Below are 25,218 nucleotides of genomic sequence, written 5' to 3' on the forward strand. Positions count from 1 at the left end.
ATAACATCTTATCGTTAAAAATAGATTAAATTTATCTAAGTTGAGTTTATAGGGGATAATAAAAATAAAAAAAGCTACCAACGAGGGTAGCTTTTTTTATTTAATAGCTAATTATTGTACGTTCATGTCTTTAGTTTGAACGGTTGTGCTAGATTTGTTACCAGTGATGATAGCATATACACGGCGGTTCATTGCACGACCTTCAGCAGTGTTGTTGTCTGCGATTGGGCGGTCATAACCGTAACCCACTGTGCTAATACGTTGTGGTGCAACACCAAATTGGTTAACTAACATTGATTTAACCGCATTTGCACGTGCTTCAGACAAACGTTGGTTGTAACGCGCAGATGGACCAGTTTTTGAAGCATGACCTTCAATTGAAGCTGTTGAATTTGGGTATTCATTCATTTTTTCAGCAACTTTTTGGATTTCTGGTTTGTACTGATCTTTGATGACAGTTTTGTCATTGTCAAAGAATACACGTAATTCCATACGTAATGCTTCATCAGTTGGGATTTCACGTGGGCAACCATCAGCATCTACAACAACATTTAATGGGGTGCCTGGGCATTTGTCAACACTATTTAACACGCCATCTTGGTCGTCATCACCATCAGTTAAGATAACTGGTGCAGGCTCAACGGGAGTAGGTTCAACTACTGGTGCTGCTGGTGCTAAGTGACCACCTAGAACTACATTAAGACCTGCTAATGCTAGACCTTCCCACCAATCGTTATCGAAGTTATAAATCGCACGGCCTTCACCACGTAAGCTTAATGCGTCATTGATACGGTAGTAAGCACCAAGACCTAAGTTACCAATTGTGTCTTTAGAAGTATATTTCTTGTCATTGCTATCAACCAAAGAAGTTTTAGATTGACCCGCACCGATTAACACATATGGCTTGAATGGGCTGTTAGTGTAGCCACTAAAGGTTTCTGTACCGATAGTAAAGTTACCTGAGTATGATTTTTGTTCAAAATCCCATCCGTTAACTTTATTACCATTGCCAGTCAATACATCAGAATCAGTTTCACCGTATTCTAATTCAAGCGCGATAGTAGGTGTCAATTCGATACCAATACCTGCACCAGTGTATAAGTCGTTATCTTGGTGAGCACCAAAAAATTGTTCGCCTTGTTTATCTTCAGTATCACCAATACCATCTACATAGTGATAACCTAGTAGTAAAGGTGTAACGGTAACGCCTGCGCTAGCGGCTACTGGCATAACAGCTGCAGCAACAACTGCTAGAGCGATTTTATTTAGCTTCATAGAAGTCCTCCAAAGGATTGGCTCATTTTAAATTAAAATAACCTGACAGTTAATTCATAAAATAACACATGTACTTTATGAACTTGTTAAATATAGCTTAACGCTTAAAAATTGTGTTTACAACTCTTTTTTTTACATTGCTACACAATATTACACGAACATCACAATATGTTATATTTTTATTTTTTAGTAGCTAAGCTTATTAATTACGCTCGATACTAAGAATCCAACAACCATCATAATGATTCGAAATTACACATCAAAACTATATACTAATCTTGAGAAGGATTTTAATACAGTCTATTTAAATTTACCATATCTTAAATTCATACTGTCACTAAATGATACATTCTAGTGACATTCATTTACTTAATGTGTGAGTGATACATTTGCTATACCACTAAAACAGTTTCGTCTAGATAATGGCTTAGCGTTCATAAAGTAAGATAGATAATTTAACATGTAAACCCGTCAATCATTTTGAAAACTTCAGTATGTCAGACTGTAACAGTATTTTAGTCGCTTTTATTAGCGTTATAACCAGCTAATCCTATCTTTTATATCAATATTTGTTTGTTAATTTATCAAAACTCTCTATAATGATGGACTAAAATCGTTTATTGTGTTATTCCATTATGATCTAGCCGGTAGCTCTAATAGCATGAATGATTCGAAAGCCAACATATTCTCAATAAAAAGACAGGGATTTACTTTGATTGAAACAGTCGTCGTTTTGGCTGTTTTATCCATCATTGTGGCGATGGCTTCGATTACTATTATTAGCAGCTTAAAGCAAATGGAAGCTAAAAGCACCGCTTCAAGCTTAATGAATTTTTTAAGCAGCGCAAAACAAGAGGCGTTAATTTATCAAAACCCTGTCATCGCCTGTGTCGCTAGCAATAGCTTGGCTTGCGTGACAACTGGCGGTCATCAGCTGATTAGCTTTATCGATAAAAATAACAATAACAGCTATGAGGCAGCGGTAGACAAACTCAATCATCAGCTTACGTTAGACTTGTCTTGGGGTGTGCTTACGGCAAATATCTCGCTGAATAACAACTATATTATTTTTAAGCCAGAAAACGCTAGACCCATTGGTTATATGGGTAATATTCAATACTGCCCTTTAGATGGTAAGGTCGATAATCGACTAAAGGTAAGTTTTAGCAAAACAGGCATTATTAAATATAAGCCCTACTCAGTTGAACAGTTTAACTGCCCCTAATAGCTAGGTGTTTGCCGTAAAGGCCTTTTTCATTGCGCCAACCGCTTGGCTAAGCCCCATAAACACACTGTCTGCAATGATGGCATGACCGATATTTAGTTCATGGATGCCACCAATATCAGCAATGGGTGCAACGTTGTCACGGGTAAGACCGTGCCCCGCATTGACCAGTAAGCTTGCTTTTGCCTCGTGGGCATGCGTCACGGCTGTTTTGATACGGGTGATTTCATGGCTAATTTTAACTTGGTCATGTTGCAAACAATAGTCAGCATAGGCGCCCGTGTGTAGTTCAATGGCATCTGCCCCCAACGCAATGCTTTTATCAATTTGTGCCAACTCTGGATCAATGAATAGTGACACTTGAGTGCCGACTTGATGTAACTGTTGAATCGCACTGGCTATTTTGTGCTGATTGCCAATCACATCAAGACCGCCTTCGGTGGTTAGTTCTTGGCGTTTTTCAGGGACAAAGCACACCCAAGCTGGCTTAACATCACAGGCTATTGCTACCATCTCGTCAGTGACTGCCATTTCAAGGTTCATACGAGTGGTTATGACTTTGGCAAGCCGATAAACATCATCATCTTGAATATGACGACGATCTTCACGCAAATGCAGCGTGATACCATCCGCCCCCGCCTGCTCACAAATTAACGCACCTGCCACAGGATCGGGATACGCCACGCCACGCGCTTGACGCAGGGTAGCAATATGGTCGATATTGACACCGAGTAAGGGTTGATTGCTGGTCATGATATGCCCTATTTTGTCTATGATTGATACTGAGTAAGCTTATTGATATTGGGTAAGCTGCTGCCAAAGTTCTCGGCTTTGCAAGGTTTGATAATTGAGTAAATTATCCATCAAATGGCGGTGCATGGCACTGATACTATTGACCAATTGTTTGGCTAAATCAAAATCTTGTTGCATCATTTGGTTAAACCTAGCTTCATCTTGCAAACATTGATACCAAGTTAGCAGCTGCTCACCTGTTATTGACATATCAGGTTTATCCAAGGGTAAAACTGGCATAAATCCTTGCTGTAGTTGGTATTGATAACGCTGCGATGAGACTATTAAATCCCCTAACGCATCTTTAGCAAAATCGAACCCATAGCCTAATTGTTCAAACAATACATTTTCAAAGCGTCTTAAATACCACTTTAAACGGGTCATGTCATATGGCGATTGCGCTGGCTCGACAAACAGCTTTGCCATGTTTGCAACGCACTGCTGATATGCTTGCCATATCTCAGCAAACGGCTCTTCAATAGGCAATAGTTTTTGCAAAATCTCATTGAGATACATGCCTGCATACAGGCTTTGTCCTGTGAGCGTAATATGATTTTGCAAAATTTGGCTTTGACTAAAGGTTTTTAGGCTGTTTTTACCATTGCCAAAAAATTGTATGGGGACAAATAGCGGTAAGTTTTTTTTACCGATACCATGTACTACCCCCCATTCTTCACTAAACAGGTAAACCAAACTACGGCTTTCACCATATGGCTTTTGGTGCAGAATATAACCTGTTAGCAGTTGATTGCGCATAGTAGCCTTTAGCCTATAACCTAGTAGCCCAAGCTCGTTAGCGCACGCTCATCATCTGACCAGCCTTTTTTGACTTTAACCCACAGTGTTAGCATCACTTTTTTATCAAACATTTTTTCCATATCTTGGCGCGCTTCGATGCCGATTTGTTTGATTTTTTCGCCTTTATCACCGATGACAATCACCTTTTGACCTTGACGCTCGACAAAAATCGTGGCATCGATAAAGGTCACGGCTTTACGCCATTTCCCTGTTTTTGGGTCTTGATGCGCAGGCTCATCCTTAAAGGTATCGATTTGTACGGTTAAATCGTAAGGAATCTCATCGCCCGATGCCCGCATCACTTTTTCACGAATGATTTCACTGGCTAAAAAGCGTTCTGAACGGTCAGTAACTTGTTCTGCATCATAGATGGGCGCTGCAATCGGTAAATGCTTACCGATGACTCGTACTAGCTCATCTAAGTTATGCGCACGTAATGCAGATACGGGCACGATATCACTAAATACTTGGGTGTCATGCAGTTTTTGTAGTAGTGCGAACAGCTGAGCTTCGTCCTTAATAGTGTCGCTTTTATTAATCACTGCAATCACAGGGACGCCCAAATTTTGCACTTTGGCAAACACCAGCTCATCATCTTCCACCCATTTTAGGCTATCAATCACAAACAATACCGCATCAACGTCTGCCAAAGCCGAAGTTGCTGCCTTATTCATGCGCTCATTGATAGCGCGCACTTCGCGGCTATGGATACCTGGGGTGTCAACAAAAATCGCTTGTAATTGCTCGTTGGTCAAAATCCCCATAATGCGATGGCGAGTGGTTTGGGGTTTTCGCGAGGTAATCGACAATTTTTGACCCAACACATGATTCATCAATGTTGATTTACCCACGTTTGGACGTCCGACAATGGCTACATATCCCGTGCGAAAATCCACCGCACGCGCGGGTGCTGATTCGCTTTGCCCACTGAAAAATTGACTGATAACATCATGGTTGTTGTCCGCTGATGGAATATCGACAGCTGGGTCAGTGGTGGTTTGTTGGGTAGCGTCTGCTTGGTTAGACATAAAGTGGGGTCTCAACATTGGTTTAAAGGGTACAAATTATTGTAGAAGAGTTTTGAGCAAATTTCAGTAAGCATTTCAGCAAATTTGGGTGTTGACAGTATAGCAGATTGGCAAATTAGCGCAGCGGCGGTAACAAATCACTGATTTTACTCAGCATAGCTTCAGCGCAGCGCTGCTCGGCAATACGGCGACTTTCCCCTTGGGCTGTGACTGAAGCTTGGGTTGGCGCTATGGGTTTGGCGGTTTTATTGTCACAAACAATCTCGACTTGGCAGCTGACCACAAAAATTTGATTGGGGGCATTGCCGATGGTTTCGGTCACCTCATAGCGAGGTAGCGCAAGTTGGTGTGCCTGCAACAGCTCTTGTAAACGACTTTTGGCATCTTTTAGCACTTTTTGTTCTTTCACTTTTTCGAACAAATCTTCAAACCACGCCAGCACACAAGCCTTAACGGTGTCAAAATTTTGACTGTCAAGATAAATGGCGCCAATCAAAGCTTCAACGCTATCTGCCAAGATTGAGGCGCGCTGACGACCACCGCCTTTACGCTCGCCCACCCCTAAAATCAAATAATCCGACAAATTGAGCTGCTTTGCGATAATCACCAAAGTTTCTTCGCGCACAAGCGACGCACGTAAGCGACTGAGCCGACCTTCATTATAGTCGGGATAGCGCAAAAATAAGGCTTCTGCGATGATCACACCGAGCAATGCATCTCCCAAGAACTCTAATCGCTCATAATTGTGTTCGCTATCAAATGAGCGATGCATGAGTGCCATAATGGGTAAATTCACATTATCAAACTGATAACCCATTTGATAAAACAGCGCGGTTAATTGACGCACTTGTGGCGGTAGTTTTTTGAGATTAAAGGTAGGGATAGTGATTGGTAAATTCATCTGCTTCAAATTGTTAGAAAAGTATTCGCCATTTAAATCATAACATGGCTATCACTTACATTGGGGCTACAAGCTCAATAACTAATAACTATTGCTTGGCGACTTTGGCATCTTCTGCGCTAATGGTATCTTCAAAGCGATTGACAATATCGACGTTACCAAAAAAGTTGTTTGCTTCATCGTATTTTAGTTTCACTGACATCGCACCTGGCGTATCATCCACCACTTCCACGACATCTTCTGCCTTTTGGCTGACACCGTTAATATTCCATTGGGAATTGACGTTACCTAAAAAATCTTTGACACTTTCTTTATTGTCATTGGACTTTTTGAGTTCAAAAGCCAACGATTTTTTGAGTTGGTAGTGACCGACTTGGGCAGGGATAATAGCTAAACCGAGTTTGGCACACACGACGATGAGTACAATCATAATCACGATACCCGTTACGCTGGCGCCGCGCTGATGACTTGGTAGGTTCATGCCGTATTCTCCTTTGACAATCGCTCAAGATAGGTTAATGTAAGCTTTAGTTAATTAAATATTCTCAACAACAAAGGCTTTGATATCCAATTTTTTAAAGTAAGCGGTTAGTGTATTGCGCCATTGCGATTAAAGGTGGGTAGACTTAATCCACTGGCTTTGTGCGTCCACACATACACGGCTTTACCCGCTAGGTTCTCATCAGGTACAAACCCCCAAAAACGACTATCAGCACTGCGATCACGGTTATCGCCCATCACAAAATAGTGTCCTTTAGGTACTGTTAGTTGCCATTGTTGACCTTGGCTTGCCATCAATTGAGGTGAGGCTTGCTGCAAAAAGCTGGCATATTGAAACCAATTTTTGTCACCCAAATAGCGCACCAAATGTTGATGATTGCTACTGGGTGATTCTTGCACGTATTTGGCAGACAATTCTTCTTGATTGCCCAATTGCGCTGCTTGCTCAGCTGTCACAAGCTCACCGGTCTCGGTTTTACCTGGCGGATAGAGCTGCGCTGTCATCTTAGGGTCAGGGGTAAAGTTGGCAGGCGTGGTCGCAATCGCTTTACCATTGACGCTTAACTGCCCGTTATTAAAGCTCACCGTATCCCCACCTACGCCAATCACCCGCTTGATATAATAAATTTTTGGGTTCTCAGGATAGCGAAATACCACCACATCACCATGCTGTGGCGCGCCTAAGTCAAGCACCTTGGTATTCACCAGTGGCAAGCGGATACCATACGCGTATTTATTGACCGCAATAAAGTCACCCGTGTATAAGGTTGGCACCATCGACGATGAGGGAATATTAAACGGCTCAATCAAAAACGAACGCACCACCAAGACGATGACTAAAATCGGGAAAAAATCATACGCCCATCGCACCGGCGCAGTCGATTTCTCCAATCCTTTGCTTTGCTTTTGCTTTAGTACCAATTTATCCAGTAGCCAAATAGCGCCCAAAATCAAGGTCGCAGGGACAAGAATCAAATTAAAATCAAAATCCATACTTGCCTCTACGACTGGTTATCCACTTTTAACACCGCCAAAAACGCTTCTTGTGGAATCTCAACACGCCCCACTTGCTTCATGCGTTTTTTACCTTCTTTTTGCTTTGACAGTAGTTTTTTCTTACGTGACACGTCACCGCCATAACATTTGGCAAGTACGTCTTTACGCATGGCTTTGACCGTGCTACGGGCAATGATTTGGCTACCAATCGCCGCTTGAATTGCCACGTCAAACATTTGACGAGGAATCAATTCTTTCATTTTTTCAACCAGCTGATTACCGCGATAGCGCGCTTGCTCAGCATGACAAATCATCGCCAGTGCATCAACTTTTTCGCCATTAATGAGTACATCTACCCGAACCAGTTTATCTGTTTCAAAGCGCTCAAAGCCGTAATCCAGTGACGCAAAGCCACGTGACACTGATTTTAGACGGTCAAAAAAGTCCATGACCACTTCACCCATCGGAATATCAAAGGTCAACTGCACTTGCTGTCCCATAAACTTCATATCAACTTGGATACCACGACGCTCGATACATAATGTCATCACGTTACCTAGATAATCGGGTGGCACCAGAATGTGACAGCGCGCAATCGGCTCACGAAACTCATCAATCAGACCTGGGTCAGGCATTTTTGATGGGTTATCGATTTGGATAATCTCACCATTGCGTTTTTTGATTTCGTAGATAACGGTCGGTGCCGTGGTAATCAAATCTAAATCATATTCACGCTCAAGACGTTCTTGGATGATTTCCATATGCAGCATCCCCAAGAAACCACAGCGAAAACCAAACCCAAGTGCGTCAGAGGTATCAGGCTCAAAAAACAACGCAGCGTCATTGACTTGCAGTTTTTGTAGCGCTTCACGAAACGCCTCAAAGTCACTCGAATCGACAGGGAACATACCGGCATAGACTTGCGGCTTGACCTTTTTAAACCCTGGTATGCTATCTACATCTGGGGTTTTGGCAAGGGTAATGGTATCGCCCACAGGCGCACCGCCAATGTCTTTGATACCGGCAATCACAAAACCCACTTCGCCGGCTTCTAAGATATTGGTCTCAAACGATTTTGGGGTAAACACCCCAATCGATGTCACAATATGCGTGCCTTTGGTCGATTTGATATGGATTTTATCGTCTTTTTTGAGCGTGCCTTGACGCACACGTACCAGTGACACAACCCCAAGATAATTGTCAAACCATGAGTCAATAATTAACGCTTGCAAAGGGGCATCACGGTCGCCTTCAGGCGCGGGAATACGCTCAACAATCGCTTGTAGCAAATCATCCACGCCCACCCCTGTCTTGGCAGACACGCGCGGTGCATCCATCGCTTCAATCCCGATAATGTCTTCGATTTCTTGAATCACGCGCTCGGGATCCACTTGCGGTAAGTCAATCTTGTTGAGTACCGGTAATACTTCAAGCCCCTGCTCAATCGCGGTATAACAGTTGGCAACCGACTGCGCTTCTACGCCTTGCGCGGCATCAACCACCAGCAAAGCGCCTTCGCAAGCTGCCAGTGAACGCGACACTTCATACGAAAAATCGACGTGCCCTGGGGTATCAATAAAGTTAAACTGGTATTTGTCACCGTTTGGGTGGTTATAATACAGCGTGACAGATTGGGCTTTAATGGTAATACCGCGCTCGCGCTCAATATCCATCGAGTCAAGTACTTGCGCCTGCATTTCACGTGCTTGTAGACCACCACACATTTGGATAATGCGGTCGGCAAGCGTGGATTTACCGTGGTCGATATGGGCAATAATAGAAAAATTACGAATATGAGATAAGGCGGTCACAATTACCTACTAACAAAAAAGTATATGATTAAATTTGTAGAAAAATAGCCTTATTGTAACGTATTTTTCCACAATCACCTACTGAATTTATTGTGACAGCTTTTGGGATGTCATAAAAAAAGATAAGCGTTGGGTGTCAATATCTGTTGCAAACCCAGAGCCCAAAACAAAGCCCAAACCCTCCCCAAACTAAGCTTTTTTGACGACGCTGGATTTGAGTTTCATCGCGCCAAAACCGTCAATTTTACAATCAATATCATGATCATCGGTAGCATCATGGAGCAGGCGAATGGATTTGACTTTGGTGCCAACTTTAATGGGGGTACTTGCACCTTTGACTTTTAAGTCTTTAATAACCGTCACACTATCCCCATCTTGTAGCACATTGCCGACGGCATCTTTAATAACTTGTTCGCTGGCTGCTTCGGTTTCGCCCGTTTGCCATGCCTGCTGCTGTGCTTCAAAGCCACACATCGGGCAAATCAGTAAATCACCATCTTGGTATGTATAATTTTCTTTACACTTGGGGCATGGGGGACAGGCAGGTAAACTCATAGTACACGCTCAATTATCTTAGAAAGAATTTAACAGTCGTTAGGTGGGGTATTGTACGCGATAACTCACACATATAGTCGATTAGCTGTCTAACTTGCATTGGTGGGGTATTGTACGCGATAACTCACCCCAATAATAGTAATCAGCCAGCACAGACAAATCCTCTGACAAATGACCTAGTAAATCAGAATTTAAAGCAGAACTTAGCCAAGCATAACCTAATAAAGCATGATTGCAGTCTGAGCCCAATTGTGCAAAACTTTGATTATAATTTTTTTAGCCAATAAAAAGAGAGCCACCATGACAGATTTCGTCGTCTTTGATATAACCGGTGCCGATGCCCAAAAATTCTTGCAAGGCCAAGTAACCTGCAACGTCACCAAACTCAGCGAGCAATTCCAAGCGACCGCGATTAGTAATCTCAAAGGGCGCGTTGCGCTTGGTATTTGGATTAGAGAAATAGCGGATGACGCTTACCAAATCGTCATCAGCCAAGACTGTGCCGATGAGTTTGCCAAGCATATCAAAAAATACGCGGCGTTCTCAAAACTTACCCTATCAGCCCCACGTGATATTTTTGCGGTTGTTGACAATGGGGTACCTAGTTTTAGCGAATCAGACAATGGTACTGACACCGACGTTCACCGCAAAGCATGGCAAAAAGCGAGTATCGCTACAGGCAATTACTGGATTGTCAAAGCCACCGCAGGCTTGTGGCAACCCCAAGAATTACGTCTACACCAACAAGGCGGCGTTGACTACGATAAAGGCTGTTATTTAGGTCAAGAAATCATTGCGCGGTTATATTTTAAGGCCAGCCCAAAAGCTTGGCTCCACCGAGTCGCAGGTACCGGTGATATACCTAACGCAGGTGAAAAAATTGGCAACGTGGATGTGGTCAATAGCATTGCTACTGAGACAGGTTTTGAAGCCTTGGTGGTGGCACGTCCCGATGATATTGCCGCCAGTAACCTGACCATTCTTGAGCTACCTCAAGCACTGCAACAACCCGTTGCGCGCCAACATTAAACACCCACCAAACTTGCTTAAAGTAAATAAGTGAAAATAAATCGGTTAAACTAAAAAAGGCATTTCTCTGATGCCTTTTTTAACCATTTTTTTAGGTTTATCAATACTAACCCACTTCAAACCTAAACCATTTTATGCCTAAACCACTTCGCCAGCCACAAACCCACTTGCCCAAGCCCACTGGAAATTGTAGCCACCCAGCCAACCAGTAACATCTAGCACTTCTCCGATAAAATACAAATTCGGTTGTAACTGACTTTGCATGGTTTTTGAGGAGACTTTATCAGTAGCAACGCCGCCACGGGTGACTTCCGCTGTACGATAGCCTTCAGTGCCTGATGGCATCAAACGCCAAGCATTGAGCTGCTCACCAAGCTGCGCTAACTTCTCGTCTCTGATATTGGCAAGCTCAGTCTCAGCCATGTCTTGCCACAATAAACTTTGCAAAGTAGCCATCACTTTTTTAGGTAGCGCCGCCGCGCCTATGTGGTCATTTAGCACGGTTCTGATCAGCTGTTTTGGGTGATGTTTTTTTTGCTCAGCTAAAAATGCGGCCATATCCAGGCTTGGGAATAAATTGATAAAAATCGGCTCGCCCACATGCCAATAATTCGATAGCTGTAACATCGCAGGCCCAGATAAACCGCGATGGGTAAATAGCACGGGTAACCTAAAACTGATGCGCTCGTTAAACGCAATGACCTCAAAACTAACCCCCGATAACGATTTAATCGCATCGCCAATCTTATCGGTAAAGGTAAAGGGTACTAGTCCTGCCGACGTTGGCACAATGGTATGTCCAAATTGCTGCGCTACTTGGTAACCAAATCCTGTCGCACCCATGGTTGGAATTGACAGCCCGCCTGTGGCGACTACCAACGAGTGACAAGTTAAGGTTTGCTGGCTACTTTTTTGATTGGCTGCTTGATTGGCTGCTTGATGAGGCTGTTGACTAGCTGGTTGATTGACAGTTAAAACAAACCCCGTATTGTCGGGTAACGCTTGGATTTGCTGGATGATGGTTTTTAGTTGAATAGTCACTTGATTGGCACGGCATTCATTCAACAGCATTTGCAAAATATCATTGGCAGAAGTATCACAAAACAGTTGCCCATGCTCACGCTCATGATAGGGAATCTGATACTGGCTAACCATGCCAATAAAATCCCAATTTAAATAGCGTGACAACGCCGATTTGCAAAAGTGCGGATTGCTACTTAAATAATGCTTGGGCTCAATGTCATAGTTGGTAAAATTACAGCGCCCACCGCCACTCATAAGGATTTTCTTGCCCGCTTTATTGGCATGATCTACCACCAGTACCCGCCGTCCGCGCTTGCCCGCTGTCAATGCACAAAACAGCCCTGATGCGCCTGCCCCGATGATGATGACATCATACGCAAACGTGGACGGTGCATTTGTTAACCCAGCGTGATTTTGAACCGTGTCAATCTTTGGTGAAGTATTTGATGAAGTATGTTGTTGCTGCATGATGACCGCTATTTATCAAGTAAAAGACCAAATGAGAATCCGCTTACAATAAAGATATTTGTCTAAGCTCTAAAAAAATATCCTGAGTAACATTGCAAAATTTGTGATTTTTTGCCAAACTAAGGAAAAGGCACTCTAGAATCAAGGATTAGATTGTATTGCATTTTCATAGTGAGCGGACGTTTATTGATGGCTCGTTTCATCGCTGTGTTGATAGCCGGTGTTACTGTCAGCTTGTCAATGTTAGCTTATCAACGTGAAAATGTTGTTTTTGAAGTTAAGCCAGCTACCTATTTGAGCCGTTTGTCAGTTCGTAGCCATTTAGAGTATTACCCCACCAACCTGTCATAACAAGGAATGTTTTATGAAGAGCTACCCTCATAGCGCTGAATTTGCCGCTAAAGCCAACACCACTCCCCAAAAATACGCCGAAACCTATCAAGAATCTGTCGAAAATAACGAAGCGTTTTGGGCAAAACGCGCAGAATGGGTTGATTGGATAAAAAAACCCACCAAAATCAAAAACGTCAATTATGACCTAAACAATTTTAGCATTAAATGGTTTGAAGATGGTGAGCTTAATCTATCGGTCAACTGTCTTGACCGTCACGTTGCTGAAAACCCTTACAAGCCTGCGATTATTTGGGAAGGCGACCACCCTTCACTTCATAAAATTATCTCATACAAAGAGCTACATTCAGAAGTATGCCGCCTTGGTAGCGCACTGCGTCGTAAAGGCGTCAAAAAAGGCGACCGCGTCACCATTTATTTACCGATGATTCCTGAAGCGGCGGTTGCGATGCTGGCTTGTGCGCGGATTGGCGCGGTTCACTCATTGGTATTTGGTGGGTTTTCAGCAGAGAGTTTAGCCAGCCGTATCATCGATAGCCAATCAAAAATTGTCATCACTGCTGATGAATCTGTGCGTGGCGGTAAACATACGCCGCTCAAACAAAATGTGGATCGTGCGCTAGACCATGACGGTACCGAATGTGTTGAAAAGGTCATTGTGGTGTACCGTACCGGTGAATCCATCCCAATGAGCGGTCGCCGCGACATTTGGTATCACAATTTAATCGACAACGCCTCTGAAGACTGTCCACCAGAGCCAATGAATGCCGAAGACCCGCTATTTTTGCTTTACACCTCAGGCTCAACTGGCAAGCCTAAAGGCGTGGTACACACCACCGGTGGTTATTTGACCTATGCGTTATCCACCTTCCGTGACGTGTTTGATATCAAAGACAATGACGTATTTTGGTGTACCGCCGATGTGGGCTGGGTCACTGGTCATACCTATGTGGTATATGGACCACTTGCCAACGGCACAACGACCGTGATGTTTGAAGGGGTGCCACAGTACCCAGATTGGGCGCGTATCGGTCATATCGTTGATAAGCATGACGTTACCATCTTGTATACTGCGCCAACCGCCATTCGCGCGATGATGAAAGAAGGCGATGATTACGTCCGTAAATCAAACCGTTCTAGCTTACGTCTGTTGGGCTCGGTGGGTGAACCTATCAATCCTGAAGCTTGGAACTGGTACTATAACGTGGTGGGCGAAGGACGTTGTCCGATTGTCGATACTTGGTGGCAAACTGAAACCGGGGGTATTTTGATGGCGCCAATCCCCAATACAGTTGATCTTAAACCAGGCTCCGCGATGAATCCGCTGTATGGTATCAAGCCAGCGATTGTCGATGCCGAAGGTGCTGAATTAACGGGCGCTGCCGAAGGCAACTTAATCATCAAAGACAGTTGGCCAGGTCAAATGCGTACCATTTGGGGAGACCATAAACGCTTTTTAGAAACTTACTTTAGTACCTATCCAGGCGCTTACTTCACTGGCGATGGTGCCCTGCGCGATGAAGACGGTCATTATTGGATCACAGGTCGTGTGGATGATGTCTTAAACGTCTCTGGTCATCGCCTAGGTACAGCAGAGATTGAAAGTGCGTTAGTATCGCATCCTGCGGTCGCTGAAGCGGCTATTGTCGGTATGCCCCATGAGCTTAAAGGTCAAGGCGTTGCCGCTTACGTCATTTTAAAATCGGGCGAAGAGCCAAGCGAGATGCTCAAAGGTGAAATCAACCGTCATGTCCGTGGTGAGATTGGTCCAATCGCCAACTTAGACTCGCTATATTTGGTCGAAGCCTTACCAAAAACGCGCTCCGGTAAAATCATGCGCCGTATTCTGCGTAAACTTGCCGCGCATGAATTTGAAGGTTTAGGCGATACTTCAACCTTGGCAGAACCAGAGGTGGTTGATAACCTCATCAATGTGGTTAAAGCTGATAAACAACCCGCTTAGTTGCTTACCAAAATTGAAAAAACGTCTGTAGTTACAGGCATTTTTTCATGGTTTTTTAATTGTTAGAGACCTTTGCACAAACCAGCGACTATCTCTCGACACCAATTTCAAACTCAACTAAAAACTGGAATTGGTGTTAAAAAAGCGAAAAAAGTCACCGAATTGGCATAAAAGCCTCCTAAATTGCAGTAAATTAACGTCTATTGGCTAGTTTTGCCAACCAACAGACACAATAATCCTAAGATAGTCCGTATTTTCGCTTCAAACCTAGGGCAGTTTTTAAATTATGCACAATGCTAGCAAGCAATGTACGGGTATGAAATTGCATTAAGCCAAGATGACGAGCCTTGCTCATCCCATAATTTAAAATGACCGAATACCCGTTCTACCGTATTTCTGGTTTGGCTCTTTTGGGTATTGGTACGTTTCTGTTGTTCGGTAAGTGGTGTATTACGCCATGCCCTATCATGGATATGATTGTTGATAGGCGGTTCATGCTCGGCAAGATAGTTGTCATGGGCTTGGCTTTTATACGCACTGTCGGCGTAAACGGCAGATTCATCACCTGTTAAAAGCGTGGTAAAACATTGTGAATCATGGACATTGGCTGGGGTAGTTTGAATCTTTTTGACAAAGCTGTCTTCATCACAATTAAGATGGATTTTAAAGCCGTAGGTGGTTTTTACTTTGCCTGTGCTGTCTTTTTTACTGACGTAGGCAGCTTCGTTATCTCGGGTATTGTCGGTATGTTTGCCTTTTTTAGCTCGTTTGTTTTTGGCTTCAACGATACTGGCATCAATGATGCTAACACTGCCTGCTTTGATGATGATATTTTGCTCGGCTAGTTGCTCATTGATTTGGTTGAATAAGGGTTTTATGAGTCCAAGTTCACCTAAGTGTTTGTGGTATCGCCAGATGGTGCTGTGGTCGGGTACGTTATCGGTAAGCGATAGACCAACAAAGCGACGAAATAGTAAATCTCTTGCCAGTTGTTTTTCCATGGCTGGGTCGGATAGGTTATAGAGTTTTTGTAGTAGTAAGATTTTAAACATGATGACAGGGTGAAAGGCACTTTCGCCACGATCACTGCTATGAACGTGGCGTAAGGTTTGCTCGATAGTTTGCCAGTTGATTAGGTTATGTAGTTCATCTAATTCTTTGATGGCTTTGTGAGCGTTAATGAGACTGTCTGCTAGGGAGAGTTGCCCTGTTTGTTTCCATGCCATATTGGTATCTTTCGCTATCTGGTTAATTTTACTTTATTATATCAATTTTACAAACTTTTGTTTATTTGTTCGTGCAAAGGTTTCTAATTTATCTCTCCTCAAATATTTTGGAAAACGCCATGCGATTAATGCAACCCTTCCATACGTTGACGAATCAAATTTTTGACTATGTCAATCTTCCTCATAGTTTGACTCATACCACCGATTTGAACCAAACCGATAATAAACTTGATGCGCTTATTACGCCATCTGGGGGTTGGGGTGCGTTGATAGCCGTGCAAGGTAATATGCGAAAGCAGCAGGCATTGACCCGTGCGCCAATCACATTATTAGACCTAAATCAGCCATTTGGCACTAAGTGCCCAAGTTGTGCATTTCCAAACGGCAAAAAAAAGCCCATTAATTTTTGTGAAAATGGGGCTAAAGCAACGGCATTTGAAACCACCAAAAAAACCGTGACGGCTGATTTTTTTGCCAAATATACCGTCACTGAACTGCTCGCGCAAAGTGATTATTTCTTGGAAAACCAAGGACGCTTGACTGAGCCTATGCAGTACAATGCGGCGACTGATAAGTACGAACCCATCGAATGGGAAGCTGCTTATCAGTTGATTGCCAGTCATCTCAATCGATTGGATGACCCGAATGAAGCTGTCTTTTATACCTCTGGTCGAGCCAGTAATGAAGCGTCGTTTTTGTATCAGTTATTTACCAAATGCTATGGCACGAACAATATGCCAGATTGCTCCAATATGTGCCATGAAGCAAGCAGTGTGGGGTTAAAAGATAGTATCGGCTTAGGTAAAGCAACCATCGTAATGGATGACTTTGAGCATTGTGACAGCGTGTGGAGTTTTGGGCATAATCCAGGTACCAATCACCCACGTATGCTAGAAACATTGGCAAATGTCGCTGAGCGTGGTGGCAAAATCATTGTGATTAATCCGCTTAAAGAGCGGGGACTTACCCGTTTTCAAGATCCAAAACGCCCAAGCCAAATGCTGACAAATGGTAGCACGCCACTTAGTCACTATTTTTTCCAGCTAAACATTGGCTCAGACTATGCGTTAATGACGGGCATACTCAAGCATTTAGATAATTGGGATCGCGAGGCACGGGATAACGGTAAAGCCGCTATTTTTGATCATGACTTTATTCAAGCCCAGACCGTAGGCTTTGATGAAATGATTGCAGGGGTAAGGGCGACCGATTGGCAAACCATTTATCATATTACAGGGTTAGACGCGCAGCAAATTGAGCAACTAGCCCAGCTTTATCGAGAGAGTAAACGTCCTATTTTAACATGGTGTATGGGCATCACCCAGCATCGTCATGGTACGGACAATGTGCATATATTGGCAAATTTAGCCTTAGTTATGGGGCATATTGGCAAGACAGGGACGGGACTTGCGCCGATTCGTGGGCATAGTAATGTTCAAGGTAACCGTACCATGGGTGTATGGGACAAGCCTTCAGATAAGCTACTTGATCAAATCGACAAAGTTTTTGGCATTAAGTCCCCTAGAGCGCATGGCTATAACGTTGTAGAGACCCTTGAAGCCATGCAACAAGGCAAGGTTAAAGTATTTATGAGCCTAGCGGGCAATTTTGCAGTGGCAACCCCCGATAAAGCACGTACAGAAGCGGGTATTCGCGGCTGTGAGTTAACGGTACAGATACAGACCAAGCTCAATCGTAGCCACTTGATTCATGGTAAAGAAGCCATTATTTTACCTTGTTTAGGACGAACAGAAATTGATAAGCAAGGCGACAATAACCAATACATTAGTATTGAAGATTCCATGTGTAATGTAGTGTTGTCACAAGGAGCGCGTCAGCCTGTTTCACATAAATTGCGCGCTGAAACTGAGATTATCGCAAGTATCGCTGCGGCTACACTTAGGCATAGCCCGATTCGTTGGGCTTGGTATGTAGAAGATTACGACCGAATTCGTAATGACATTGCTAAAGCCATTGAAGGCTTTGATAACTTTAACCAAAAAGTCTATACCAAACAAGGCTTTCATCTACCGCATCCTGCCAACCGTTATGAATGGCAGACCCAATCTGGTAAAGCCACCTTTTTCTTTACACCGTTAACCGAGATTTATGCAGATAAATTGACGGCTCAGCCCGATGATTTATTAACACTAACCAGTATCCGTTCTCATGACCAATTCAATACCACCATTTATGGGTTGGATGACCGCTATCGCAACGTTTTTGACACGCGGCAAGTAATTTTTATGAATGCTGATGATGCTGATAGATTGGATTTAAAAGCAGGTGATAAGGTGACTATCCAAAGTGAATACGGCGATGGTATTGAGCGAAAAGTCACAGGCTTTCAAGTCATTTTGTATGAAATCCCTAAAGGCAATCTAGCTATGTACTACCCTGAAGCCAATCCACTGATTGCGATGACAGATTTTGATAAAAAATCAGGCATGCCTGCCTTTAAAACCGTGTCGGTTAGGCTGAAAAAATGTGCTTAATAATCATAGGGTTGCTTAAAAAACCCTATGGATGATTGTTAAATGTAAAAGTATCATTGAATAAAAAAGTGATGATTGAAAAAACAGGCTGAAAAGTTGATAAAATAGTGACAAGTGATTTACACTAGCCATCAAATGCCCAGCCTGTTCTAGTCTATCAGGTTGCCCCAGCTTATCTAAACGCTTGTATTAAGCGGTTGTATAAAGAAAAATGGCGTAAAAAGCGGTAAAAAGCCCTATTGATCAATCAGTCGTAATTGAGTCTTTTGAATTTTGCCAACCGCGGTTTTGGGCAATTGTTCAATAAATGCATAATGACGTGGGCCTGCCTGTGGTGCCGCCTGTGTATTGAATAAAGGCAACATCATCCAGTGATTTATTTGGCGGTTGATAAGGTAAATTTTGAGCAGCTGTTAATACCTGACTTAAGCGTAACGGCTGATAGTTGTTGTCAATTTGGTAAGGTGCTACCAGTTTTTTGACATATTTGACGCCAAGATTGACAAACTTGCCTTTAACGCCTAGCAAATCACCCAACGTGATAATCACTACTCTTTTAACGGGCGTTTTATCGATGACTTTTTGTAAGGTATGGGCAAAATTTTCTTGTTAAATATTTTTAAAAATCCAATTCAAATTTTTAATTTTAATGATGATTTAATTAAACCCAATTGCTTACAATTTTGAGCTTAATCATGCGATAATTGGTTATGTTATAATGCCGACCAAAGGCATTTTTAATAAAACCAATATAATAAGGATAAACCGATGACTGATATGACTGCGGCCACAGCGCCATTAGATTTTACCAAACCTATCAAATCGCGTGCTGCGGTAGCTTTCGCTGCGGGACAACCATTACAAATCGTCGAAATCGACGTTGAGCCACCGCGTAAAGGTGAAGTACTCGTTAAAATCACCCATACGGGCGTTTGCCACACGGACGCATTCACCTTGAGTGGCGATGACCCTGAAGGGGTTTTTCCAGCGGTTTTGGGTCATGAAGGCGCAGGTATTGTGATGGCAGTCGGTGAAGGGGTAACCAGTGTACAACCTGGTGATCATGTCATTCCGCTATATACGGCTGAATGTGGTGAATGTTTATTTTGTAAAAGTGACAAAACCAACCTATGCGTAGCAGTGCGTGCCACCCAAGGTAAAGGCGTGATGCCTGATGGTACTACCCGTTTTAGCTATCAAGGTCAGCCAATTTATCACTATATGGGCTGTTCGACGTTTAGTGAATATACTGTCGTTGCTGACGTATCGCTTGCCAAAATCAATCCTGAAGCCAATCCTGAGCAAGTCTGTCTATTAGGTTGCGGCGTCACCACAGGACTAGGTGCGGTAAAAAATACCGCTAAAGTACAAGAAGGCGACAGCGTGGCGGTATTTGGGCTTGGTGGTATTGGGCTTGCTGTGATTCAAGGTGCCAAACTTGCCAAAGCAGGCCGCATTATTGCGGTTGATACCAATCCTGAAAAATTTGAGTTAGCCCGTGAGTTTGGCGCGACCGATTTTGTCAATCCAAAAGATTATGACCAACCCGTTCAACAAGTGATTGTTGAGATGACAGGTTGGGGCGTGGATCACAGTTTTGAATGTATCGGTAACGTCAATGTCATGCGCTCGGCACTTGAATGCGCGCATCGCGGTTGGGGTCAAAGCGTGATTATTGGTGTCGCGGCTGCAGGTCAAGAGATTTCCACTCGTCCGTTCCAACTCGTGACAGGTCGCCGCTGGTTAGGCTCTGCATTTGGTGGGGTGAAAGGTCGCTCACAACTGCCAGGTATGGTGGAGCAAGCCATGCACGGTGATATCCAACTGGCACCTTTTGTCACCCATACCATGGGTCTTGAAGATGTCAATACCGCATTTGATTTGATGCATAAAGGTGAGTCCATTCGTTCAGTGTTGCATTACTAAACCATTACCAAACTTGGCATTATAAAGAATGGGAAATTCACCATGAAAAAAATTGAATCTCATAAATTGCACGGTGGAGACCTACAAGTGTGGCAGCATACCAGTGCTACCACACACACGGAGATGAAATTTGCCATCTATTTGCCACCCAAAGCCATCGCCCATGAAGCCACTGAAACCACAGGTCAAAAATGTGCGGTGCTGTATTGGCTATCAGGGCTGACTTGTACTGAGCAAAACTTTATTCAAAAATCTGGGTTTGCTGAGTATGCCAGTCGTCACAACGTGATTGTGGTAGCACCCGATACCAGTCCTAGGGGTGTCGATACGAGCGGTAATGATGTGCCTGACGACAGCGCTTATGACTTGGGGCAAGGGGCAGGCTTTTATGTCAATGCGACCCAAGCGCCTTGGGCAACGCATTTTCAGATGTATGATTATATCGTCGATGAATTGCCTAATCTAATCGAACAGCACTTCCCTGCTAGTGACCAGCGCAGTATTTTTGGTCATAGTATGGGTGGACATGGCGCGCTGATGATTGCCCTGCGTAATCCCCAGCGCTATGCCAGCGTATCGGCTTTTTCCCCCATCGTCGCACCGTCACAAGTGCCTTGGGGACAAAAAGCCTTTAGCGCTTACTTAGGCGATGACCAAAGCACTTGGGCAAATTACGATAGCTTAGCGTGGATAAAACAGTCTGCGCATAGCAAAAAATTACCACTATTGATTGACCAAGGTAGCGGGGATGAGTTTTTGGCTGAGCAGCTCAAACCTGAGCTCTTTGCGCAAGCTGCCAAAGATGCCAATTATCCGATGACGCTGCGTATGCAGGACGGTTATGACCATAGCTACTATTTTATCAGTAGTTTTATCGCTGACCATTTTGCGCATCACGCCGCTGCCCTCCAAGCTTAATCACACAATTTTAATCACACAATCACTTGTCAGCGCACACGGCTGACAAGTGATTGACCATTTTGCCATCGCATTACCCCCTCCAGCATTTAAAATAACAACAAATTTGCGATGATCATTTTGTCCGCGATCCTATCTGATAAGGAAAATTGTCATGGTTGACAAGCGCACTGATATCACGGTAACCCCCACCCATAAAGAGCCCTATTTGCAAGGCGTTGTGTTTCGCTACAGCGTATTTGTCATTGCCTTTGCTATCCTTGCGCTGGGGATTGTGCTACTCAAATGGTGGTTGATAGTGATTGGTCTAGTGGGCTTTGTGGTGGGCATTTATGATTTGATACAAGTACACCATGCTGTATTGCGTAACTATCCACTTTCGGGACATATTCGTTATCTATTGGAAGAATTCCGACCTGAACTGCGCCAGTATTTGATTGAAGATGACCAAGCCGCCGTGCCGTTTTCGCGCCAGCAACGTGCGCTTGCCTATCAACGTGCCAAAAACGTCAGTGATACCAATGCCTTTGGTACGTTAGAAAATTTATACCAATCTGGCAAAGAATGGTTTTTACAATCCACCCTTAGCTATCCCCTCAAAGAAACCAATTTTCGTATTCTGGTGGGCGGTGAACGATGTCTACAGCCCTACTCGATGTCGGTGTTTAATATCTCTGCCATGAGTTTTGGCAGCCTGTCAGCCGCGGCAATTGAAGCGCTCAATCAAGGCGCAAAACTCGGTGGATTTGCTCATGATACCGGTGAAGGTGCGATTAGTCCGTACCATAAAAAACACGGCGGTGATTTGATTTGGGAGCTGGGTACTGGGTATTTTGGATGCCGTAATCACGATGGCACATTTAGCGCCGAAAAATTTGCTGAACGCTCGCGCATTGAGCAAGTCAAAATGATTGAAATCAAGCTGTCGCAAGGGGCAAAACCTGGTAAAGGCGGGGTGTTGCCCAAAGAAAAAATCACCCCCGAAATTGCCGAAACCCGTGATGTGCCGATGGATGCAGACTGCGTTTCCCCAGCGAGCCACTCAGCCTTTACTACCCCGCGTGAGATGGTGCAGTTTTGGCAACAGCTGCGTGAATTGTCAGGGGGCAAGCCGGTTGGTTTTAAGCTGTGTGTCGGACAGCCTTGGCAGTTTATGGCGATTGTCAAAGCCATGATTGAAGCAGATAATTACCCTGATTTTATCGTGGTTGATGGTGCAGAAGGCGGTACGGGGGCTGCGCCTGTTGAGTTTATGGATAATGTTGGCATGCCGCTACTCGATGGTTTTTTGCTTGTGCACAACACGCTGGTGGGTGCGGGGGTGCGTGACAAAATCAAAATCGGTGTCAGTGGTAAAATCATCTCTGCCTTTGATATCGCTCGCATGCTAGCGCTGGGTGCAGATTGGTGTAACTCCGCGCGTGGCTTTATGTTTGCGGTGGGCTGTATCCAATCGCGCGCATGCCACACCAACAAATGCCCAACTGGGGTTGCCACCCAAGACCCCTATCGTCAGCGGGCATTACATATTCCTGATAAGGCACAGCGGGTCTATAATTTTCATAAAAACACCCTTAAATCATTGGCAGCGATTGTCGGTGCGGTGGGTTTACACCACCCAAAAGATTTACAAGCGTATCATATCGCCAGACGCCTGGAAAATGGGCAGATTAAGCTATTATCCAAGTTTTATTATTTTACGGAACCTGGCGTTTTACTGAATCTGTCGGCGCGCTCAGATGTTTTTAACCAAATGTGGGTCATGGCAAATCCTGATAGCTTTTTGGCAAATAACGAGGCGTTAATTGCTTACAATCACGATGTTCGTCACGCCCATGAGCACAACGAAAAGCGCTTTAATGAAGGCAATTATCCTGAACGTATCGACAGCTTCGATGAAACCGCAAATAGCTATTATACCTACGATGATGATCCTTCTTAATACTTTGTCCACAAAAAAACCGCTAACGATTAGCGGTTTTTTTGTATCAGCTTAGCTTATTCGACCGTGACGCTTTTGGCCAAATTACGGGGTTTATCAACATCTGTACCTTTGGCAAGCGCAACATGGTAAGACAACAATTGTACAGGAATGGTGTGTACAATGGGCGATAACACACCAATATGACGTGGGGTGCGAATCACGTGTACGCCTTCACTATCGGAAAAATCACTGTCAAGATCGGTAAAGACAAACAACTCACCGCCACGCGCCGAGACTTCTTGCATATTGGCTTTGACTTTATCAAGTAGGCTATCATTTGGCGCTATTACCACCACAGGCATGTTTTCATCAACCAATGCCAGTGGACCGTGTTTTAACTCGCCAGCGGGATAGGCTTCTGCATGAATATAGGTGATTTCTTTGAGCTTTAATGCGCCTTCTAAGGCAATCGGGTAATGAATACCACGTCCCAAAAACAGCGCGCTTGGCTTATCAGCAAATTTGCTTGACCAGCTGCTGATCTGTGGCTCAAGATTGAGCGCATATTGAATATCATTGGGCAAGCTACGCAGCGCATTGGTGTATTCGACCAGTTTAGTGTCATCCACATAGCCACGCACACGACCGAGTGTCACCGCCAAACCAAATAAAGCCACTAACTGAGTGGTAAAGGCTTTGGTTGATGCGACCCCAATCTCCGCACCGGCTCGGGTATAGACTACTAGCTCACTGGCACGAGGCAAGGCAGATTCCATCACGTTACAGATGGATAGACTATGTTTGTGACCCAAGGCTTGTGCGTATTTTAGCGCCTCCATGGTATCTAGCGTTTCCCCTGATTGCGAGATGGTGATAATCAATTGTTTTGGATTGGCAATCACCTCACGATAACGGTATTCACTGGCGATTTCGACATCGGTGGCAATTTTGGCAATACTTTCCAACCAATATTTGGCGGTCGATGCAGCATAATACGACGTGCCACAGGCAAGAATCTTAATACTGTCGATATCATTGAAAACGGCTTCAGCATTTTCACCAAAGTTATTGGCGATAAACCCGGCATCCAAAAAGATTTCGGCGGTATCTGACACCGCTTTTGGCTGCTCATAGATTTCTTTTTGCATAAAGTGGCTATAAGCCCCTAGTTCAAGAGATGCTAAGGACACTTGCGAAGTGGTGGCTTTGCGGGTCGCTGAATTGCCTTGTTTGTCAATCATTTGTGCCACACCATCTGCCGTCAACTGCGCAATATCGCCATCTTCAAAATACATGATTTGACGGGTAAAGGCGACAACTGCTGAGACATCCGATGCGATAAAGGTTTCATGTTCACCTAAGCCAATGAGTAACGGGCAGCCCATACGCGCCACCACCATGTTTTGTGGCCTATCATTGGCAATCACCGCAATCGCATAAGCACCATGAAATTGTTGGGTCGCCGCTTGTACCGCTTTGAATAAATCACCGCCGTTTTGTACGTAGTGCTGGTGCACCGCATGGGCGATGACCTCGGTGTCGGTTTGTGACTCAAAATGATAGCCATTTTGCTGAAGGCGAGCGCGCTCAGCTTCAAAGTTTTCGATGATGCCGTTATGTACCACCGAAATCAAATCACCCGAGATATGCGGATGCGCGTTTGGCTCAGTGACACCACCGTGGGTCGCCCAGCGTGTGTGACCGATGCCGGTGTGACCATACACGCCACGCTCTTTGGCAGCGGCTTCCATCAAGGCAACACGCCCCACTCGGCGCACGCGTTTAAGTCCTTCATCGGTTTGCACCGCAATACCCGATGAGTCATAACCCCGATATTCTAGGCGTTTTAAGCCATCGGTCAAAAAATCTACCACATTGTCTTGCGCACGAATGGCGCCAACGATACCGCACATAACTGTTCCTTAGTATCCAGTTTTTGGTGTGAGCAATCAAATTTGACTGCTGTGAAAAACAATCCCCCCGTTTACACAGTCGTTAGATTGTTTTATTGTT

The 25,218-nt window shown here is 44.2% G+C and carries 19 protein-coding genes and 1 pseudogene; 7 read left to right on the forward strand and 13 right to left on the reverse strand.

From position 1 onward, the window contains the following. Window positions 1-111 precede the first annotated feature (111 nt). Window positions 112-1,275, reverse strand: a complete 1,164-nt coding sequence (locus tag LAJ61_RS04405; protein WP_224054610.1) for an OmpA family protein — start codon at window positions 1,273-1,275, stop codon at window positions 112-114. Window positions 1,276-1,936: 661 nt separating this feature from the next. Here LAJ61_RS04405 and LAJ61_RS04410 point away from each other — a divergent pair. Then, window positions 1,937-2,500, forward strand: coding sequence for a GspH/FimT family pseudopilin (locus LAJ61_RS04410; RefSeq protein WP_224054611.1), 564 nt, complete (start codon window positions 1,937-1,939; stop codon window positions 2,498-2,500). Window positions 2,501-2,503: 3 nt separating this feature from the next. Here LAJ61_RS04410 and pdxJ read toward each other — a convergent pair whose 3' ends face one another. From pdxJ to LAJ61_RS04450, 8 genes are all read right to left on the reverse strand, one after another. Further along, entirely contained in the window at window positions 2,504-3,253 is a 750-nt protein-coding gene (pdxJ, locus tag LAJ61_RS04415; protein ID WP_224054612.1) for a pyridoxine 5'-phosphate synthase, read from the reverse strand. Window positions 3,254-3,292: 39 nt separating this feature from the next. Then, a complete protein-coding gene (recO, locus tag LAJ61_RS04420; RefSeq protein WP_224054613.1) occupies window positions 3,293-4,048 on the reverse strand; it encodes a DNA repair protein RecO in 756 nt (251 codons plus the stop codon). A gap of 20 nt (window positions 4,049-4,068) precedes the next feature. Next, the gene (gene era / locus LAJ61_RS04425; RefSeq protein WP_224054614.1) at window positions 4,069-5,118 is read right to left on the reverse strand and encodes a GTPase Era; all 1,050 of its coding nucleotides are present in this window, start codon (window positions 5,116-5,118) and stop codon (window positions 4,069-4,071) included. 115 nt (window positions 5,119-5,233) lie between these two features. After that, window positions 5,234-6,019, reverse strand: coding sequence for a ribonuclease III (rnc, locus tag LAJ61_RS04430; protein ID WP_224054615.1), 786 nt, complete (start codon window positions 6,017-6,019; stop codon window positions 5,234-5,236). Window positions 6,020-6,107: 88 nt separating this feature from the next. Next, window positions 6,108-6,500 (reverse strand): DUF4845 domain-containing protein, encoded by a 393-nt coding sequence (locus LAJ61_RS04435; RefSeq protein WP_224054616.1) that lies wholly within the window; start codon window positions 6,498-6,500, stop codon window positions 6,108-6,110. A gap of 107 nt (window positions 6,501-6,607) precedes the next feature. Next, the gene (gene lepB / locus LAJ61_RS04440) at window positions 6,608-7,513 is read right to left on the reverse strand and encodes a signal peptidase I (protein ID WP_224054617.1); all 906 of its coding nucleotides are present in this window, start codon (window positions 7,511-7,513) and stop codon (window positions 6,608-6,610) included. An 8-nt stretch (window positions 7,514-7,521) separates the two neighbouring features. Beyond that, window positions 7,522-9,327, reverse strand: coding sequence for a translation elongation factor 4 (gene lepA, locus LAJ61_RS04445; protein WP_065253830.1), 1,806 nt, complete (start codon window positions 9,325-9,327; stop codon window positions 7,522-7,524). A gap of 189 nt (window positions 9,328-9,516) precedes the next feature. Next, entirely contained in the window at window positions 9,517-9,882 is a 366-nt protein-coding gene (locus tag LAJ61_RS04450) for a zinc ribbon domain-containing protein YjdM (protein WP_224054618.1), read from the reverse strand. A 300-nt stretch (window positions 9,883-10,182) separates the two neighbouring features. Between LAJ61_RS04450 and ygfZ the strand changes: the two genes are divergently transcribed. Continuing rightward, on the forward strand, window positions 10,183-10,911 hold the full coding sequence (gene ygfZ / locus LAJ61_RS04455; protein WP_224054619.1) for a CAF17-like 4Fe-4S cluster assembly/insertion protein YgfZ: 729 nt from the start codon (window positions 10,183-10,185) through the stop codon (window positions 10,909-10,911). Window positions 10,912-11,049: 138 nt separating this feature from the next. Here ygfZ and LAJ61_RS04460 read toward each other — a convergent pair whose 3' ends face one another. Beyond that, window positions 11,050-12,402 carry a BaiN/RdsA family NAD(P)/FAD-dependent oxidoreductase gene (locus LAJ61_RS04460; protein ID WP_224054620.1) on the reverse strand — a complete coding sequence of 451 codons (1,353 nt, stop codon included), beginning with the start codon at window positions 12,400-12,402 and terminating at the stop codon, window positions 11,050-11,052. 364 nt (window positions 12,403-12,766) lie between these two features. Between LAJ61_RS04460 and acs the strand changes: the two genes are divergently transcribed. Continuing rightward, window positions 12,767-14,716, forward strand: coding sequence for an acetate--CoA ligase (gene acs / locus LAJ61_RS04465; RefSeq protein WP_224054621.1), 1,950 nt, complete (start codon window positions 12,767-12,769; stop codon window positions 14,714-14,716). 238 nt (window positions 14,717-14,954) lie between these two features. Here acs and LAJ61_RS04470 read toward each other — a convergent pair. Further along, window positions 14,955-15,942 (reverse strand): annotated as a pseudogene (locus LAJ61_RS04470) (IS5 family transposase). 119 nt (window positions 15,943-16,061) lie between these two features. Between LAJ61_RS04470 and LAJ61_RS04475 the strand changes: the two are divergent. After that, window positions 16,062-18,437, forward strand: a complete 2,376-nt coding sequence (locus LAJ61_RS04475; protein ID WP_188875221.1) for an FdhF/YdeP family oxidoreductase — start codon at window positions 16,062-16,064, stop codon at window positions 18,435-18,437. 300 nt (window positions 18,438-18,737) lie between these two features. Here the strand turns inward: LAJ61_RS04475 and LAJ61_RS04480 are convergent, their stop codons facing one another. Beyond that, entirely contained in the window at window positions 18,738-18,986 is a 249-nt protein-coding gene (locus LAJ61_RS04480) for an AMP-binding protein (protein ID WP_007115126.1), read from the reverse strand. Window positions 18,987-19,253: 267 nt separating this feature from the next. On the opposite strand from LAJ61_RS04480, the gene LAJ61_RS04485 reads away from it, so the two are divergent. From LAJ61_RS04485 to LAJ61_RS04495, 3 genes are all read left to right on the forward strand, one after another. Next, complete coding sequence (locus LAJ61_RS04485) at window positions 19,254-20,363, forward strand: S-(hydroxymethyl)glutathione dehydrogenase/class III alcohol dehydrogenase (protein WP_135887815.1); 1,110 nt, start codon at window positions 19,254-19,256, stop codon at window positions 20,361-20,363. 42 nt (window positions 20,364-20,405) lie between these two features. Then, window positions 20,406-21,281 carry an S-formylglutathione hydrolase gene (gene fghA, locus LAJ61_RS04490; protein WP_224054622.1) on the forward strand — a complete coding sequence of 292 codons (876 nt, stop codon included), beginning with the start codon at window positions 20,406-20,408 and terminating at the stop codon, window positions 21,279-21,281. Between the two features lie 154 nt (window positions 21,282-21,435). Then, on the forward strand, window positions 21,436-23,223 hold the full coding sequence (locus LAJ61_RS04495; RefSeq protein ID WP_224054623.1) for an FMN-binding glutamate synthase family protein: 1,788 nt from the start codon (window positions 21,436-21,438) through the stop codon (window positions 23,221-23,223). A 56-nt stretch (window positions 23,224-23,279) separates the two neighbouring features. On the opposite strand, the gene glmS is transcribed toward LAJ61_RS04495, so the two are convergent. Next, complete coding sequence (gene glmS / locus LAJ61_RS04500; RefSeq protein WP_224054624.1) at window positions 23,280-25,118, reverse strand: glutamine--fructose-6-phosphate transaminase (isomerizing); 1,839 nt, start codon at window positions 25,116-25,118, stop codon at window positions 23,280-23,282. Window positions 25,119-25,218: the final 100 nt, after the last annotated feature.

The sequence above is a fragment of the Faucicola osloensis genome, from assembly GCF_020041925.1.
Classification (GTDB): Bacteria; Pseudomonadota; Gammaproteobacteria; order Pseudomonadales; family Moraxellaceae; genus Faucicola; species Faucicola osloensis_D.